The sequence below is a fragment of the Diplocloster hominis genome (genome assembly GCF_032380655.1).
Lineage (GTDB): Bacteria > Bacillota > Clostridia > Lachnospirales > Lachnospiraceae > Diplocloster > Diplocloster hominis.
Map to the genome: position 1 here is coordinate 41,099 of NZ_JAWDIY010000012.1, position 16,113 is coordinate 57,211.

Consider the following 16,113-nt stretch of genomic DNA (forward strand, 5'->3'; position numbering starts at 1 on the left):
CAAATCATTTTAGGAAAACAGGAGGAATACCAAATGTCAACAGAATTCAAAAACAGCCAGACGAAAGATAATTTAATGAGAGCTTTTGCCGGGGAATCCCAGGCCAGAAACCGTTATACTTTTGCAGCGTCTCAGGCCAAGAGCCAGAACCTGTACGTGATCCAGAGTATTTTCCAGTTTACAGCCGACCAGGAGAAGGAACACGCGGAGATTTATTACAATCATCTGACGGAACTGGCGGGAGAGAGCATCCATGTGGATGGAGGGTATCCGGTGGATATCAGCAGCCGTGTCGTGGATCTGCTCAAATTCGCGCAGCATAATGAATATGAGGAATGGCAGGATGTCTATAAGAAATTCGGCGATATCGCGAAAGAAGAAGGTTTCCACAAAGTAGCCAGCTCTTTCCACATGATCGCTGAAATTGAAAAGACCCATGGTGACCGGTTTGGAAAATTTGCCGAAATGATGGAGCAGGATAAATTATTCGTATCCGATGTAAAGACAGGCTGGATGTGCCTGAACTGCGGATATATTTACACAGGGACACAGGCGCCAGCGGTATGTCCGGTATGCAGCCATAATCAGGGATATTTTATCCGTCTGGAGCTGGCGCCTTACCAGAAATAGCAGGTTGAAACAGGAAGGGACGTAAAAGGTGAGAGTGGAATGAGCCTGAAAAAAGCAGGAATCTGGGGCATAATGCTTCTAATGACGACAACAGCGCTGTGGGGATGCTCCAGACCGGAAGAAAACAAGGGAGACACACCGGTAACGGATGTGGCGCTGGCAGATATTGAAAAAGCGGTGGCGGCGGTATATGGGGACAACTATATCCCCAATACGGAATACGATACGAGTGCGATAGAATCCGAATTCGGGGTGAAACAGGAGTGGTATGAGAACGCCATTGCCAAAGGCCCTATGATCAGCACACAGGTAGATACCTTCGTAGGAATAGAATCGAAAAAGGATCACGCGCAGGAAGTAGAGGACGCGTTACAGGCATACCGAAAACGCCTGCTGGAAGATACGATGCAATATCCCATGAACCAGATCAAGATCCAGGCTTCCCAGGTGGTCCGGTATGGAAATTACGTTTTCTTCCTGATGCTGGGTGAAGTATCTATGGAAGAAATGGAGCGGGGAGATCAGGCGGCTCTCGAGGCGGCACAGGCAGAGAATCAAAAAGCTGTCGATGTCGTGGAAGAGATGTTGTACGAGTAGACGGGTATGGTATTCAGCAGCTTTGTGTTTCTATTCCGTTTTCTTCCTGCTGTCCTGCTGGTGTATTATCTGGTCCCCCGGAACTGTAAAAACCTGGTGCTTTTTCTGGCCAGTCTGATTTTCTACGCATGGGGCGAGCCTGTCTATGTGGGACTCATGATTTTTTCCACCGTGACTGATTATGTTCATGGAAAACTGGTGGATTCCTATCTCAACCGGAACCGGCGGCTGGCAGCGAAATGCACAGTCGCCTCTTCTGTTGTGATCAATGTCCTGCTGTTAGGCATTTTTAAATACTCGGATTTACTGATCCAATGGATCAACCTGGCTGCACACACGCAGATTCCCCTGCCTGAACTGCCGCTGCCTGTGGGGATATCATTCTATACGTTCCAGACGATGTCCTATACCATTGATATTTACCGCAGGGAGGCCAGACCGGCCAGGAACATCATCGATTTCGGAGCTTTCGTGGCGCTGTTTCCCCAGCTGGTGGCCGGTCCTATTATCCGTTATGAGACTACAGATCTGCAGCTGAGAAAACGGGAAATCAACCGGGAAAAATTAGTCCGGGGTACCCTGCGTCTGGTCATCGGACTCGGGAAAAAAGTATTGCTGGCCAATAACATCGGGGTCCTTTGGCAGACGGTGTCAGCGATCCCGATGGATGAAATGACCCTGTTAAAGGCGTGGCTTGGAACGGCAGCGTTCGCGTTTCAGATCTACTTTGATTTTTCCGGTTATTCCGACATGGCCATCGGCCTGGGCTATCTGTTCGGCTTTATTTATCCGGAAAATTTCCGTTATCCCTATATGGCCGACAGCATCACGGATTTCTGGAGACGGTGGCATATCACCCTGAGTACCTGGTTTAAGGAATACGTCTACTTTCCTCTGGGCGGGAGTAAAAGAGGAAAAGGCATGCAGATACGAAACCTGCTGATCGTATGGGGACTTACCGGTATCTGGCACGGAGCGTCTGTGAATTTTTTGATTTGGGGCCTGTATTTTGCTGTTTTGCTGATCAATGAAAAGCTTTGGCTGCTGAAAACGCTGGAAAAATGCCATAGGGCTGTCCGGCATCTCTATGCTCTGTTCTTTGTTATGATCGGCTGGGTAATCTTCGCGTTCGACCGTATCCAGGATGGAATCCGCTATATGTCTGCCATGTTCGGGATCAGCGGACTTCCGGCTGCGGACAGGGAAAGCCTGTATCTGCTGTCCGAATACGGCCTTCTGCTGGTCCTGCTGGCTTTTGGCTGTACCAGGCTGCCCTCCGATGGGATCAGAGCTCTGGTTTCAGGAAAATTCAGAAACGCCGCCAACAGCGATACTGCCGGCGGCGTTATCCGGCGTGTTGGGATCTATTGTATCGTCTGCATCGGCACCGTATGTATCCTGCTGTTATCCATTGCCTATCTGGTTAATGCTTCCTATAATCCATTTTTGTATTTCCGCTTCTAGAAAGGAGCAGTTCAATGAAAAGCAACCTATGGCTGGTTATCGCCGTATCAGCAGTGATTGCCGGCTTCAGCCTTCTGAGCCTGGTACGGCCTCCGGCTTATTATTCCGAACATGAACGACGCTTTCTGGCCCAGCAGCCGCAATGGAATAGGACAAATGTGCTCTCCGGAGACTTTGCAGGTGATTACGAGACCTATCTGTCCGATCAGTTTCCTTTCCGGGACACCTGGATCTCCTTGAGAACCACCGCGGAACGTGTTCTCGGAAAGAAAGAGAGCAACGGAGTATATCTGGCTGACGGCGGATATCTGATCGAGCGGCATACCAGAGAAGATATCGATGAAACGATATTCCGGGAAAATATCGGGCGGACCACCCGTTTTGTAAAGCAGGCGGAGGAGATCACCGGAGAAGGAAAAGTAAAAATCATGCTGATCCCTTCCGCGGACAGTATCCTGACCGACCGGCTGCCCGCGTTCGCGGTGGGGCTGGATCAATCCGAATTATTAAGACAGGTGCGTCAGGCGCTGCCGGATCAATATGTGGATGCGGAGTCAATCCTCCGGGAGCATAAGGAGGAGGAGATCTATTACCATACCGATCATCACTGGACCACCCTGGGGGCCTGGTACGGCTATCAGGCATGGGCGCGGGAAGCAGGAGTTTCAGCCTGGGCAGCGCAGGACTGGTATGTGGAAGAACCAGACTATGACTTTTACGGAACCGTATATTCCAAAGTCCATGTGAAGGTTCCGCCGGACAGGATACAGATCTATACCCCGGCGGAAGAAATGTCCTACCAGGTAAATTATAACGATGGAGAGCGGATTACCGACAGCCTGTACGCGTACGATAAACTGAGTACCCGAGATGGCTACGAAGTGTTTTTGAATGGCAACCAGCCATTGGTGAAAATAACGCGGTGTGAGGACCGGGGGAATGGAGTGAAACCCGGCGGAACAGGAAATCTGCTGGTGATAAAAGACTCCTATGCCAACTGTATGATTCCCTTTCTGGTAAATCATTTCGACGAGACCCACATCATGGACCTGCGCTATCTGTGGCCCGACATACCGGCCTATATGCGGGCGAATCAAATCACGGACATTCTGATTCTGTACCAGACTATCCAATTCTCCAGCAGCAGCCTGTACAGGCTGGAACATGGAAAATAGCCGGGATTTATCCAGCCGGTATTTTTAAGGCTGCCGTTACCGGACAATCAGGCGACGGATTCCGGACAGAACAACTTTACAACAGAATCATTACACACTATAATAGCAGAAGATTACATGATAAATAAGACCGTACACAAGAAAGAGAGGATTCCATGAAATATTTCAAAGAGTGCCAATACATCTGGAAAAACTATGTACCAGCAAAAGGACAGTCTGCCGTTCTCCAGGGAGAGCTGCTGCGTCAGATTGAGAAGCTTCGATTTGAAGCACAGAACAACGGAAACATCAATTGGGATGAAGATTTTGAATATTTCTGCGATTTCCTGACCCGGGCGCTGTGTTCAAGTGACGCTCTGTCCAGGCAGGAAAAAGCGCAGGTGCAGGACGCGCTGCATAAAATGAAATCAGCGGGCCAGACTGCCTTGCGGTACAACAACGGCCAGATCAGCGACGAGGAACTGGAAGCCAAATATCACGGCGAGCTGGCCTGCACCCAGGACGAGCTCTACGACCTGGTAAACGATGCGATCGGAGCCCTCTACATAAAATATCCGGCCCCGATCCCCTACAATCCGAACCCATCTGTCCGCCGTTAGTGTAAACAGCCGTTCATGATAACTCAAAAATCACAAATGGAAACAAATTTGAGGTCCTGACTATGTCCGAATATATAACCCATGCCTTTTTGCCCATATATGACAGAGAATCCCGTATTTTAATACTGGGTACCATGCCTTCCCCGAAATCCCGTGAAAACGGCTTCTACTACGGACATCCGCGCAACCGTTTCTGGAAGGTGCTGTCAGATATCCTGTCCCAGCCCCTTCCGGAAACGAATGAGGCCAAGATCTGCTTTCTGCATCAGAACCACATAGCGTTGTGGGATGTCCTGGCTTCCTGCGAGATCCACAGGGCCGACGACAGCAGTATACGCAACCCGGTCCCAAACGACCTGGCCCCAATCCTGGCAGCCGCCCCGATCCGTACCATTTTCACCACCGGAACCAAAGCCGCAGCCCTCTATAAACGCTATTGCTATCCTCAGACCCTGATGCCGGCCGCTTTGCTGCCCTCCACAAGCCCGGCCAACTGCGCGGTATCTTACGAACAGTTAAAATCCGCCTATGCGGCAGTGGGGGAAGCCCTGCAATAAAAAGGGTTCCAGCGCCTCAGCGCTTGGAACCCTTACTTCCCCCGAGGGTAACCCCGGCCAGAAGATTCGTGTCGAAGGAAAAATGCAGTTCTTCACTTTCGCGTTCCCGCTTCAGGGCCAGCCGGATCATGCGGTCCAGAAGTTCGGAATAGGGTACGCCCAGCGGTTCCCAGAGATAGAACGAGAGAGAACCCGGAATCGTGTTAATCTCATTTACATAGACCTGGTGGTTATCCTGATCGATCATGAAATCAATACGGGCGACTCCGCTGCAGCCCAGAGCCTGAAAGGTATCCACAGCCATGCTGCGGATCAGCTGCCGGACTTCTGCGCTGATCTCGGCGGGCAGTTTCCGCTTCAGGCTGGACATGCCGCCTTTCGCGCCGCCCGTGGAAGCGGTTTTCGATCCGGACTTGGAACCGCCTCCGGACATATATTTATCCTCATAACTTAAGATCTCATCGGAATTGACCGGCTCCTCACACTCAGAAGCCTCAGCCGATTCATAATCCCCTAAAACGGAGCAGTTGATCTCCTTCAGATTCGTGATGGCTTTTTCCACCAGAACCCTGGAGGAAAATTCGAAAGCGTAATCCAGTGCGTCCAGTAACTCGTCGTGGTCGTGGGCGATCCGGATGCCGACACTGGAACCCAGATTGACAGGCTTGACGATCACCGGGTAGGAAAGGCGGGCTTCCACACGGGCCAGATGCTGCTCCGTATCCGCATTATATTCCCTGATATTCAGCACGACGCAGTCCAGTACCGGTATATCATGGTCTTTTAACACCGCTTTCATAACATATTTATCCATACCCACCGCGGAGGAGAGGACGTCACAGCCCACATACGGAACATTCAGAAAGTGAAGATAACCGGCCAGAGTGCCGTCCTCCACGTTCGTCCCGTGGACAGCGGGAAACGCCACATCTATATAATCGTACACGTTATTTCCGAACTTCTTCATCGGATATTTCATCAGGCACAGTTTATTCCCTTCTTTTACCGGGAGAACGCGCTGGCTCTTCTTCAGAAGTTCGGGAATGTTGCGGTATTCTTCGATCACTCCGGCGTATTCTCCGGTATACATCTGATTCTCTTTGGTAATGTAGAGGGGGACCACCTCGTATTTGTTCCGGTCGAAGGCATAACAGGCCTGAATTCCGGTGATCACGGAGACTTCATGCTCCACGCTCATTCCGCCAAACATAACGCCAACTTTGATTTTCATAACACTGACTCCTTTATTTTAATAATTATCCGGCAGGTCATTTTCCAACAGGACCACCTTCATAACTCCGTGAGCGTTGATACCGTCCACCTTCTGTAACCCTTCCTGCAGATCATTGACTACATAGAACTGCTCCGCAGGATAATCCGCTTCCGCCAGACCATCCTGGATCGGCTTTGTCTGCTTGGGCCCCACCAGGATTACATAATCACAGACGGCTGCTGCCTGCTGCCCGAATGTTTTATTGCATTGGTACTGCTGATCGCCCAGCTCCACCATTCCCGGCGTAACCAGGATCTTTACGCCATCGAACTGGTTCAGGGTATCTAAAGCTGCTTTGGCTCCGCTGGGATTCGAATTATAAGCGTCATCGATGATCAGTCTTGTGGGACCAGGAATCAGCTGTAACCGGTGAGGCACCCCGTCAAGCTTGCGGATCTGGGTTACAATATCCTGCATGGGGACGCCCAGTTCCCAGGCCACCGCTATGGCGCCAGCGATATTTACTACATTATGGATACCGATCAGTTTGGTGGAGAATTCATACGTATGCCCATCAGGAGCATCCAGCTTAAAGGAGGAACCCTTCCTGGAAACTGTAATATCATAGGGATGGAAATCGCAGTCGGGATTCCCGGCCCCGTAAGTGACCACAGGTTTATCCAGCTGTTTCTGGCGGATATATTCATTGTCGTAATTCAGAAATACTTTTCCGGCAGGCGGGATCGAATCGGCCAGCTCAAATTTCGTTTTTATCACATTCTCAATCGAGAGAAAACTCTCCAGATGCTGCGGCCCGATGGAAGTAATCACACCATAATCCGGATGCACCAGATCACAGATCTCCTTGATTTCCCCGACGGTCTTGGCGCCCATCTCACAGACAAAGACCTCATGGGTAGCCTTTAGATGCTCCCTGACCGTCTTCACCACCCCCAGCGTTGTATTAAAATTACCAGGAGTAACCAGAACATTATATTTGGCAGATAACAATTTACCCAGATAAAACTTCACACTGGTTTTCCCGTAACTGCCGGTGACACCGATAATGGTCAGATTAGGCATATCTTTCAGAATATCCTCGGCCTCCCGGATAAAGTGCCGGTTGACGGATTTCTCCACAGGCCGGTTGATCAGGTTGGCCAGGAGAATGAGAAAAGGAGCCAGGATACCAGCGGCGGGAAGCACCAGTAAAAAAGCCGGATGCAGGAACCGGTACAGCAAAATGCCGCCGCCGCACAAAACCAGGAACAAGATCCCGGAAGTCACGAACATGCGAATGACCCGTTTGGTATAAACCAAAGGCTTCTTCGCCTTTTTCGGGCGGTTCCCCACAAGGGTGAGCAGATTACAAACGACAGCCAGTACCTGGCAGACCGGATGCGGGATCAGCAGCAGAACCATACTGACCAGCAGGGCCAGAACACGGCCGGTCATACTGCCCAGATGCTCCTTTAACCAGTGTACATGCGGCCCCGGCTTGTAGGAATTCAGCTGGAACATGTGCATGTGATAAATGGACAGCACCACAAAAGCAGCCGCAAAGGAAACTGCATAGAGACCCAATATAAGATTATTCATAGATTACTCCTTAATATTCAAAAATGAACCGATCACTTTGTGAACCAGATAGCTGGATTCCAGGAAAGAGTAATGCCCGGCCCCTTTGACCGTCACCAGGCCGGCGCCCGGAATCAATTTTTCCATGAGCTGACCGTCGGTAAGCGGCGTAGCCGTATCCATTTCCCCCCATATCAGCAGGGTGGGAGAAGGAATCGAAGCAAGAAGCGGGGTCAGATCCTCGTTCACCACCTTAACCAGAACCTGCCGCATCAGCGGGGACGCCGCATTATAATCCGCAGATCCGCTCTTGGCGCGCATCCTCTCCAGGGCATCGGGATAAAGTTTTTTCACGATACCAATATTCAATATCTTCTTTCCTAATTTATATATTCGTATTTTGCATTTTTGTTTCAAAGTTTTTTTCGGAAGAATCCCGGCGCTGTCGATCAAAATCAGCTTAGGAAACGTCACAGGCAGGTTCCTGCGCGTCACCATTTTGATAATCACCCTGCCCCCAAAGGAATGCCCGATCAGAATGACGGAACGGATTCCCATTTCCCGGATAAAGTCCAGTACAAAGTCCACATAATGATCCACATCCCAGGCTGCCGGAGGTTCCGGTGTCTCCCCAAACCCAGGCATATCCAAAGCATAGACCCTGTAATGCGGCGCCAGATAAGCTGCCATCTGATTGTGCAGAGTAAGATTCGAGCCCCATCCGTGCAGGATCAGGACGTCCTCCCCTTCACCGGTTACCATATAATTGGTGCGAATATTCTGAACCGTAATATTCAATAAAATCATCCTTTAACATATAATAATAGAGATCATTTCATTATAGTGCGAGACGAGCTCCTTTGTCAAGAAAACTGAGGCGGGAATTCAGGGGGGGACCGCCGGGGGGGCCGCCGGGGGGGCCGGGGCTGCCGGGGCCGGGATGCGCAGGGATCGTCCGGCTGTGGGCTAAGTTTCCCCGCCCGTCCGCGCCGGATTACTTATGGCGGAAAAAAGCAACCTCATAAGCAGTTCCGGGAGCCTCTGAAAGCAGGGAAAATGCCGGCAGGGGGCCGTCATTTTCCCTTGAGTCTCCCTCCACTATTCGGCCATGCTTTTTTCCGCCATAAGTGATCCGGCACGGACGGGCGGGGAAACTTAGCCCGCAGCCGGACGATCCCTGCGCATCCCGGCCCCGGCAGCCCCTACCCTGATTCCGGCCAGTGCGGAGCGGTTTAACGGCTATGCTATAATTAATTATACTTAGATCAGTACCAGGGCGCAGATGCAGCTGCTTAGCGGCGTAACGCTATGTTATGAATTATGGGGTGATTCAGCAGAAAGGGTATTCCCTTTGTATGATCAGGCATGTGGCCAATTAACAGGTTGAATGGCATACGCAGAGATTATGAAGCAAAAATTATGAAGCAAAGATTATGAAGCAGAGATACCTAGAGATTATGAAATTGAGATACTAATCACGGCTGACTGCGGCCAACATATGTTAGAATATAAGATAATCAACCTGTCAGAACGTGCAAAAAGGCTTTTGGTAAAGCAGGGAAGAGAGGGAACCTGCGGGGGCTTGGAACCGGGCGGCTCATCTCGTGGGGCCAAATCACTTGAGGCCGGGCCTTAGAACGGCTTACGCAGGAGGCGGGAGAACCTCGCAGGGCCTGGAACACTGTCCGAGCCGTTTTTTGGGCGAGTTTGTTCCGGGCCCTGCCAATAAGAGGTTCTCCCGCCTTCGGAGTTAGCCGTTCTTAGGTCCGGTCGAAGTGATTTGGCCCCACGAGATGAGCCGCCCGGTTCCAAGCCCCCGCAGGTTCTCTCTCTTCCCGGCCCTAAGTCCCAAATCCCTATTTTTCAATTCCGCCGTAAAAGCAACAGCAGTAGGGTTAGGGAGTTTGGGTAAGGGGATAAAAATGTGCGCATTGACAGGGGAAAACGAAAGGGTTATGATGAAAAAAGTGAATTTAATAAGGAGCGTAATGGAAATGGATTTGGAAAAAATGAAATTGTTTGATCGGATAGAACCGATGATCGGCAGGACGCCGTTGTTGGAGATTCAGTTTAAATTTAAGGGGACCAGGAGACGGATTTTTGCGAAAATGGAATCTTATAACCTCACCGGTAATATAAAGGACCGGGTGGCTTTTTATATAATGAAGAAAGCCTATCAGGAGGGGAGCATTCATCCGGAGGATAAGATCGTGGAGGCGACCAGCGGGAATACTGGGATCGCTTTTTCTGCCCTGGGCAGTTATCTGGGGCATGAGGTGGTTATCTATATGCCGGACTGGATGAGCAGTGAGCGTGTGAATCTGATGAAGAGCTATGGGGCCAATGTACGTCTGGTTTCCAGGGAAGAGGGCGGCTTCCTGGGTTCGATCCGGATGACCGAGGAACTGGCGGAAAAAGGGAATGTATTCCTGCCCCGCCAATTCTCCAACGAGGACAATACAAAAGCACATTATGAGACAACCGGCCCGGAGATTGTAGCTCAGCTGGAAGAAATGGGACTAAAAGCGGACGGTTTTGTGGCCGGCGTGGGAACCGGCGGCACCGTTATGGGAGTGGGCCATGCACTCAAGGACAGGAATCCTTCCTGCAAAGCTTATCCCCTGGAGCCCCTGAACTCCCCCACGCTTTCCACCGGATATAAAGTCGGAAAACATAGAATCCAGGGAATCTCAGATGAATTTATACCGGACCTGCTGAAACTACCGGCACTGGATGAGGTGGTCTCCGTAGACGACGGTGATTCCATCATTATGGCCAGAATGCTGTCCGAGCGGCTGGGCTTAGGCGTCGGCGTATCTTCAGGAGCGAACTTCATCGGCTGTGTAATGAAGCAGGAAGAGCTGGGGCAGGACAGCGTGTTTGTCACCACCTTCGCAGACGACAATAAAAAATACCTCTCGACAGATTACTCCGAACCACAGGAAATGAAAGACACCTATATAACCAAAGAACTGGAGCTTCTAAGTGTGACAGCACATCCCTGTCCGGCCAGATAACAGATCCCATCCCTATCCATCAAGCTAAAAATCAGAGCACATGAGACTAAAACTCTCACCAAACAAGGAGCGGGCCGGGGCAGGAAGGGGCTTGCAGGGACGGACACAGCGGAAAAAGGGAACCGAATCCGGGGCGGTGGCCCAAACGTCACAGGCGGAAAATCGCTTGAGGCCGGATCTTAGAATGGGTTACGGAGAAGGGAACGGAACCTTGCAGGTTCGGGCCACTGTTTGAGCCGTATTTTGGCGAGTTTGGCCCGGACCTGCGAATAAAAGGTTCCGTTCCCTTCGGAGTTACCCATTCTTAGATCCGGCCGAAGCGATTTTCCGCCTGTGACGTTTGGGCCACCGCCCCGGATTCGGTTCCCTTTTTCCGCTGCGCCCGTCCCTGCAAGCCCCTTCCTGCCCCAGCCCGCTCCGCCCCTTAGCAGAATAAATAGCAGCAAACCCAAACAGGAGGATGACTATGCAAGAAGTACAACAGGAAAATAAGATGGGCGTTATGCCGATCAACAGATTATTGATAACGATGTCCCTGCCGATGGTGATATCCATGCTGGTGCAGGCTTTATATAATGTAGTGGACAGTATGTTCGTGGCTATGATCGGGGAGAATGCACTGACTGCGGTTTCTCTGGCTTTTCCGATCCAGAGCCTGATGATCGCGGTGTCTACAGGTACCGGCGTCGGGATCAATGCGCTGCTGAGCAGAAGCCTGGGGGAAAAGAATTTTAAAGAGGCGAACCGCGCGGCGAATAACGGGGTCTTTCTGGGCGTTTTGAGCTACCTTGCGTTTGCCTTGTTCGGCGTTTTCTTTTCGAGGTTCTTTTTTGAAACACAGACCAATGATGCACAGATTATTCAATATGGAACAGAATACCTGATGATCTGTACCATATTTTCACTTGGCATTTTTATGCAGATTACGTTTGAAAGGCTGATGCAGTCGACCGGACGAACGATTTATAATATGATCACCCAGGGTACCGGCGCTGTGATTAATATTGTGCTGGATCCGATTCTGATCTTCGGACTTTTGGGGTTCCCGAAAATGGGAGTCGCCGGGGCTGCCGCGGCAACCGTAATTGGACAGACAGTGTCCATGCTTATGAGCTTTTATTTCAATGAAAAGAAGAACGTGGAGATCAAACTGAAGGTCCGGGGATTCCGGCCGAATGCAAAGACGGTCCGGAACATTTACGCAGTGGGATTTCCCTCTATTATTATGCAGTCCATTTCTTCCGTGATGACGTTCGGGGTAAATAAAATCCTGCTGATGTTTTCCTCCACGGCCGTTTCCGTATTTGGGGTTTATTTTAAACTGCAGAGTTTTATTTTTATGCCGATCTTTGGCCTGAATAATGGAATGGTTCCGATCGTGGCTTATAACTATGGGGCCAGGAACAGAAAACGGATTATGGATACTGTGAAATTGAGTACCGTACTGGCTGTGGGGATTATGCTGGTGGGAGTATTTATCTTTGAGGTTTTCCCGGAACAGCTGCTGAAGCTGTTCAATGCTTCCGGGCAGATGCTTAAGATCGGCGTGCCGGCTCTTCGCATCATCAGCTTAAGTTTTGTATTTGCCGGTGTAAGCATTACGGTTGTATCCGTGTTTCAGGCACTGGGGAATGGGGTATACAGCCTGATTATTTCCATCGTCCGTCAGCTGGTTATTATCCTGCCGGTGGCTTACCTGTTTGCTGTCACCATCGGCCTTGATGCGGTATGGTTTGCATTTCCCATCTCGGAGATCGCCTCCATTGTCATGACGTTACTGATGTTCCGCCACATGTATAGACAGAAACTGGCCGATCTGTGACCCGGTCTGTGGACAGCCGGTGTTCTTTCGTGCCCGCGGCTTCTGCATGGACTGGCGGCATGGATGACAGAACCGACCATATCTGACAAAATAAGACAGTATCAGGAGGCGCAAAGATCATTGTGAAATAGAATAGAATCAAGTATAATTAGATTCTAGGGGATATGCGCTTCACGCAGCAGGAAACACCAGCACGGGACTGGAATGACGCCGCCTTCGGCGAGAGGGATATGCTGTGCATAAAGGAGGAAATGTGGGATGATGGACGGAGCGGGGACTGAGAGTTTAAGTAAAATACTCAATCATATGGGAAACACTGCTGTTTATGTAATAAAACGGGATACCCATGAACTACTCTTTTTTAATGATAAAGTCAAAGAGGTTACACCGGATATTTCAATTGGAAAAATCTGCCATGAAGTGTGGAAGGGCAGCTGCGCAAACTGCCCGCTGCTTACGATGGGGGACCAGGAGACGGAAACCAGGGTCAGTTATGGAGATCCTTTCGGGAAGGTCGTGGACATTTCAGCCACGAAGTTCAACTGGGGGGATGAAAATATCCCTGCATATCTGATCTCTGTCACACCACATGTGTCCAGCCTGGAAGAGCAGAAGCTGGAACGGGAACGAGAAAAACTGGTGATCGTGGCGGGAAAAGAGTATCCGGTGATCTACTCGGTAAACCTGACGAAAAATACATACGTAAAATTGAACCGGGAAGCATCCCAGGCAGTTCTTCCGCCGCCTTCCGGGACCTTTGATGATCTGCCGCTGAAGGCGTCTGAGACGGTGCATCCTGACTACCGGGAACGCTATCTGGAGATGTTCAGCCGGCAGAATCTGCTGGCTTGCTATGAGGCTGGCCAGGAGGAGGTGGAACTGGAATTTCCGCAGCTTTATCAGGATGGAAATTATAAATGGGTGCTCGTTAGGGTCGTATTTCTGGAGAGAATGACGGAGCAAGGGGATGTGATGGAGATCACTCTCTGTAAAAATATAGATGTTCATAAGAAGATGAAGGATCAGCTGGAGCTGGAGCGGCAGACCGCATTTGACAGTATTCCGGGCGGAGTGATCAAATGTCTGGCGGATGAGCAGTTTACCATATTGGAAATCAGCCGTAACTGCCGGGAGATGCTGCATATCACCGGGGCGGTTCCAGGCGGCGGACTGCGTTTCTTCAAAAGTGAAAAAAATTTAGAATACTGCAGGACCAGTTCCGCCAGGGGACTTCCGGTAAATTTCGACGGGCGGGTCAGGGGAGAACAGGGCCAGATCCAGTGGTTCCATATCGAGGGAAAGAAAACCGGAGAGCAGAACGGCATCGCGGAGTATACCCTGGTGATGCTGGATATTACGAAACGAAAAGAAGCGGAGGCAGAACTGGAGCAGGAAAAGCTCAAATACCGGATAGCTGTGGAGAATTCCGCGGATATCATTTTTGAATATTATCCTGAAGAGGATCTGTTCCTGAGCCAGGAGAATGCACAGATGGGCGGGAAGGCTGTCCGTATGGAAAAGTATCATGAGAAGATGGCCAGTTTCCTATATCCGCCGGACCTGCCTCTTATAGAACAGCTGATTCTCGGGGAATCACACCAGGCGGAAGTGCGCATGATCCCGTATCAGGGCCGGGATTATCACTGGTATCTGATCCAGGCGGATTACCTGCGCGGTAAGAATGGTGTTATGCGTCTGATCGGGACGATGCGGGACATTAACCGTCTTAAGATGACGGAAGAAGAATACCGTTCCAAGGAAAAACTGTTGGTTGACAGTGTAATGACTCTCTTTGGAGAATTTATCGTGTTGAATCTGGATACCGGCAAATTCATTTCTTACAAATCGGATGAGCTTATGAGCGCCATAAAAGAACAGGAGAATTTTCAGGCGTTCAATAAAGAATACGGAGAGACCATTGTCCATCCGGACGACCGGGAGAGATTCTTTGAGTTTTATAAGCTGGATCATATCCGTCAAAGAATAGGGAAGAAAGACAGGAGGATTACACTGGAAGTGCGCCGGCTGAATGCCGGCGGCGAGTACCGGTGGTGTGAAATGATCGGCACACTGCTGGAAGGACGAGAGGATAATCTGGTCCTTCTGACTTACCGTGACATCCACGAGCTGCACCTGGTGCTGCAGGATGCCCTTAAGATGGCGGAACAGGCAAATAGTGCCAAAAGTGATTTCCTGTCCCGTATGTCCCATGATATCCGGACGCCGATGAACGCTATTATGGGAATGACATCCATTGCCTCCGCGAATCTGGATAACCGCACGAAGATCGAGGACTGCCTGGCGAAAATAGGTCTGTCTGCAAAGTTTTTGCTTTCCCTGCTGAACGATGTTTTGGACATGTCCAGAATTGAGAGCGGGAAGATTAATATTGTCCATGAGCCATTTCAGATCCAGGAAGTGATCCGGAACGTTATCCTGCTGATTGAAGGGCAGACCAAGGTGAAAGGCCAGGAGCTCCAGGTGAGGATAGACGACAGGATCAAGGGGACTTATATAGGAGATTCCCTGCGCGTTCATCAGATCCTGATGAACCTGCTCACAAACGCGGTAAAATATACCGATGAAGCCGGACAGGTGTCGTTGTGTATCACACCAATCCGCCAGGTTCAGGATGTTATGTGGACCCGTATCGTGGTAAAAGACAATGGGATCGGCATGTCGAAAGAGTTTCAGCAAAAGATCTTCGAACCGTTTGAGCAGGAAAGACAAAACGGAGGAAGGGTCTTTGAGGGAAGCGGGCTGGGGCTTGCCATTGTGCAGAATCTGATACATATGATGGGAGGCAGCATCTCAGTGGAGAGCAGTCAGGGTGAGGGCAGCTGTTTCACCGTGATCTTGCCCATGCAAAAAGCGGAGTCCCCCCAGGAAAAGGAAGTTTTATTCGAGGAGGACAGCCTGCCCGTTACCGGGAATTATCAGGGGGAACAGGTGCTGCTGGTGGAAGACAGTGATCTGAACCGGGAGATCGCGCAGACGATTCTGGAAATGCGCGGCCTTAAGGTGGATACCGCTGAAAATGGAAAGAGGGCTGTGGATAAATTTAACCGGTCGTCCCCGGGAACCTACCGGGCCATTCTCATGGATATCCGGATGCCGGTTATGGACGGCCTCCAGGCCACGAAGATGATCCGGGAAGGGATGCATCCGGAGGCTGAGAGTATACCGATTATAGCGATGACGGCCAACGCGTTTGAAAATGAGAGACAGGAGGCCGAGCAGATGGGAGTGGACGAATACCTCACGAAACCGATAGACCAGGATCAGTTGTTTTTTACACTGAATAAAGTGCTGCGGGGCAGGGATGGAAAATAAGATGCGAAGCAGCAGTGGAGTACCCTTTTTATATTTAACAGGAAAATGAAGAGAATTGAAAATATAATATAGACCGACCAGTCTGTTTGTGATATACTATTAAACAGACTGGCCGGTCTGCTTTTTGG

At 50.4% G+C, this 16,113-nt stretch carries 12 protein-coding genes; 9 read left to right on the top strand and 3 right to left on the bottom strand.

Annotated features, from left to right (window positions below; genetic code table 11):
• Positions 1–33 precede the first annotated feature (33 nt).
• The 6 genes from rbr (at position 34) to ABC831_RS12735 (ending at position 5,022) form a co-directional block, all read left to right on the top strand.
• Complete coding sequence (rbr, locus tag ABC831_RS12710; protein ID WP_343248501.1) at positions 34–630, top strand: rubrerythrin; 597 nt, start codon at positions 34–36, stop codon at positions 628–630.
• A gap of 81 nt (positions 631–711) precedes the next feature.
• On the top strand, positions 712–1,227 hold the full coding sequence (locus ABC831_RS12715; protein ID WP_343248502.1) for a DUF4358 domain-containing protein: 516 nt from the start codon (positions 712–714) through the stop codon (positions 1,225–1,227).
• 6 nt (positions 1,228–1,233) lie between these two features.
• Entirely contained in the window at positions 1,234–2,691 is a 1,458-nt protein-coding gene (locus ABC831_RS12720; RefSeq protein WP_343248503.1) for an MBOAT family O-acyltransferase, read from the top strand.
• Between the two features lie 14 nt (positions 2,692–2,705).
• Entirely contained in the window at positions 2,706–3,866 is a 1,161-nt protein-coding gene (locus ABC831_RS12725) for a DHHW family protein (RefSeq protein WP_343248504.1), read from the top strand.
• 155 nt (positions 3,867–4,021) lie between these two features.
• The gene (locus tag ABC831_RS12730; RefSeq protein ID WP_343248505.1) at positions 4,022–4,465 is read left to right on the top strand and encodes a hypothetical protein; all 444 of its coding nucleotides are present in this window, start codon (positions 4,022–4,024) and stop codon (positions 4,463–4,465) included.
• Positions 4,466–4,527: 62 nt separating this feature from the next.
• Positions 4,528–5,022: a DNA-deoxyinosine glycosylase gene (locus ABC831_RS12735; protein ID WP_343248506.1), complete on the top strand. Its 495-nt coding sequence runs from the start codon at positions 4,528–4,530 to the stop codon at positions 5,020–5,022.
• A 16-nt stretch (positions 5,023–5,038) separates the two neighbouring features.
• Here ABC831_RS12735 and ABC831_RS12740 read toward each other — a convergent pair whose 3' ends face one another.
• The 3 genes from ABC831_RS12740 to ABC831_RS12750 are packed head-to-tail and all read right to left on the bottom strand — an operon-like array spanning position 5,039 to position 8,611.
• Positions 5,039–6,253: a D-alanine--D-alanine ligase family protein gene (locus tag ABC831_RS12740; RefSeq protein ID WP_343248507.1), complete on the bottom strand. Its 1,215-nt coding sequence runs from the start codon at positions 6,251–6,253 to the stop codon at positions 5,039–5,041.
• An 18-nt stretch (positions 6,254–6,271) separates the two neighbouring features.
• Entirely contained in the window at positions 6,272–7,834 is a 1,563-nt protein-coding gene (locus ABC831_RS12745; RefSeq protein ID WP_343248508.1) for a UDP-N-acetylmuramoyl-tripeptide--D-alanyl-D-alanine ligase, read from the bottom strand.
• Positions 7,835–7,837: 3 nt separating this feature from the next.
• Positions 7,838–8,611, bottom strand: coding sequence for an alpha/beta fold hydrolase (locus ABC831_RS12750; RefSeq protein ID WP_343248509.1), 774 nt, complete (start codon positions 8,609–8,611; stop codon positions 7,838–7,840).
• 1,196 nt (positions 8,612–9,807) lie between these two features.
• Here ABC831_RS12750 and ABC831_RS12755 point away from each other — a divergent pair.
• The 3 genes from ABC831_RS12755 (at position 9,808) to ABC831_RS12765 (ending at position 15,985) form a co-directional block, all read left to right on the top strand.
• A complete protein-coding gene (locus ABC831_RS12755; RefSeq protein WP_343248510.1) occupies positions 9,808–10,830 on the top strand; it encodes a PLP-dependent cysteine synthase family protein in 1,023 nt (340 codons plus the stop codon).
• 466 nt (positions 10,831–11,296) lie between these two features.
• Positions 11,297–12,652 (top strand): MATE family efflux transporter, encoded by a 1,356-nt coding sequence (locus tag ABC831_RS12760; protein WP_343248511.1) that lies wholly within the window; start codon positions 11,297–11,299, stop codon positions 12,650–12,652.
• Positions 12,653–12,910: 258 nt separating this feature from the next.
• Positions 12,911–15,985: a PAS domain-containing hybrid sensor histidine kinase/response regulator gene (locus ABC831_RS12765; RefSeq protein ID WP_343248512.1), complete on the top strand. Its 3,075-nt coding sequence runs from the start codon at positions 12,911–12,913 to the stop codon at positions 15,983–15,985.
• The last annotated feature ends 128 nt before the right edge of the window (positions 15,986–16,113 follow it).

Excerpts from the sequence above, each read along its gene's own strand:
- rbr (WP_343248501.1), top strand. The coding sequence starts at position 34 with ATGTCAACAGAATTCAAAAACAGCCAGACGAAAGATAATTTAATGAGA.
- ABC831_RS12715 (WP_343248502.1), top strand. The coding sequence starts at position 712 with ATGACGACAACAGCGCTGTGGGGATGCTCCAGACCGGAAGAAAACAAG.
- ABC831_RS12720 (WP_343248503.1), top strand. The coding sequence starts at position 1,234 with ATGGTATTCAGCAGCTTTGTGTTTCTATTCCGTTTTCTTCCTGCTGTC.
- ABC831_RS12725 (WP_343248504.1), top strand. The coding sequence starts at position 2,706 with ATGAAAAGCAACCTATGGCTGGTTATCGCCGTATCAGCAGTGATTGCC.
- ABC831_RS12730 (WP_343248505.1), top strand. The coding sequence starts at position 4,022 with ATGAAATATTTCAAAGAGTGCCAATACATCTGGAAAAACTATGTACCA.
- ABC831_RS12735 (WP_343248506.1), top strand. The coding sequence starts at position 4,528 with ATGTCCGAATATATAACCCATGCCTTTTTGCCCATATATGACAGAGAA.
- ABC831_RS12740 (WP_343248507.1), bottom strand. The coding sequence starts at position 6,253 with ATGAAAATCAAAGTTGGCGTTATGTTTGGCGGAATGAGCGTGGAGCAT.
- ABC831_RS12745 (WP_343248508.1), bottom strand. The coding sequence starts at position 7,834 with ATGAATAATCTTATATTGGGTCTCTATGCAGTTTCCTTTGCGGCTGCT.
- ABC831_RS12755 (WP_343248510.1), top strand. The coding sequence starts at position 9,808 with ATGGATTTGGAAAAAATGAAATTGTTTGATCGGATAGAACCGATGATC.
- ABC831_RS12760 (WP_343248511.1), top strand. The coding sequence starts at position 11,297 with ATGCAAGAAGTACAACAGGAAAATAAGATGGGCGTTATGCCGATCAAC.
- ABC831_RS12765 (WP_343248512.1), top strand. The coding sequence starts at position 12,911 with ATGATGGACGGAGCGGGGACTGAGAGTTTAAGTAAAATACTCAATCAT.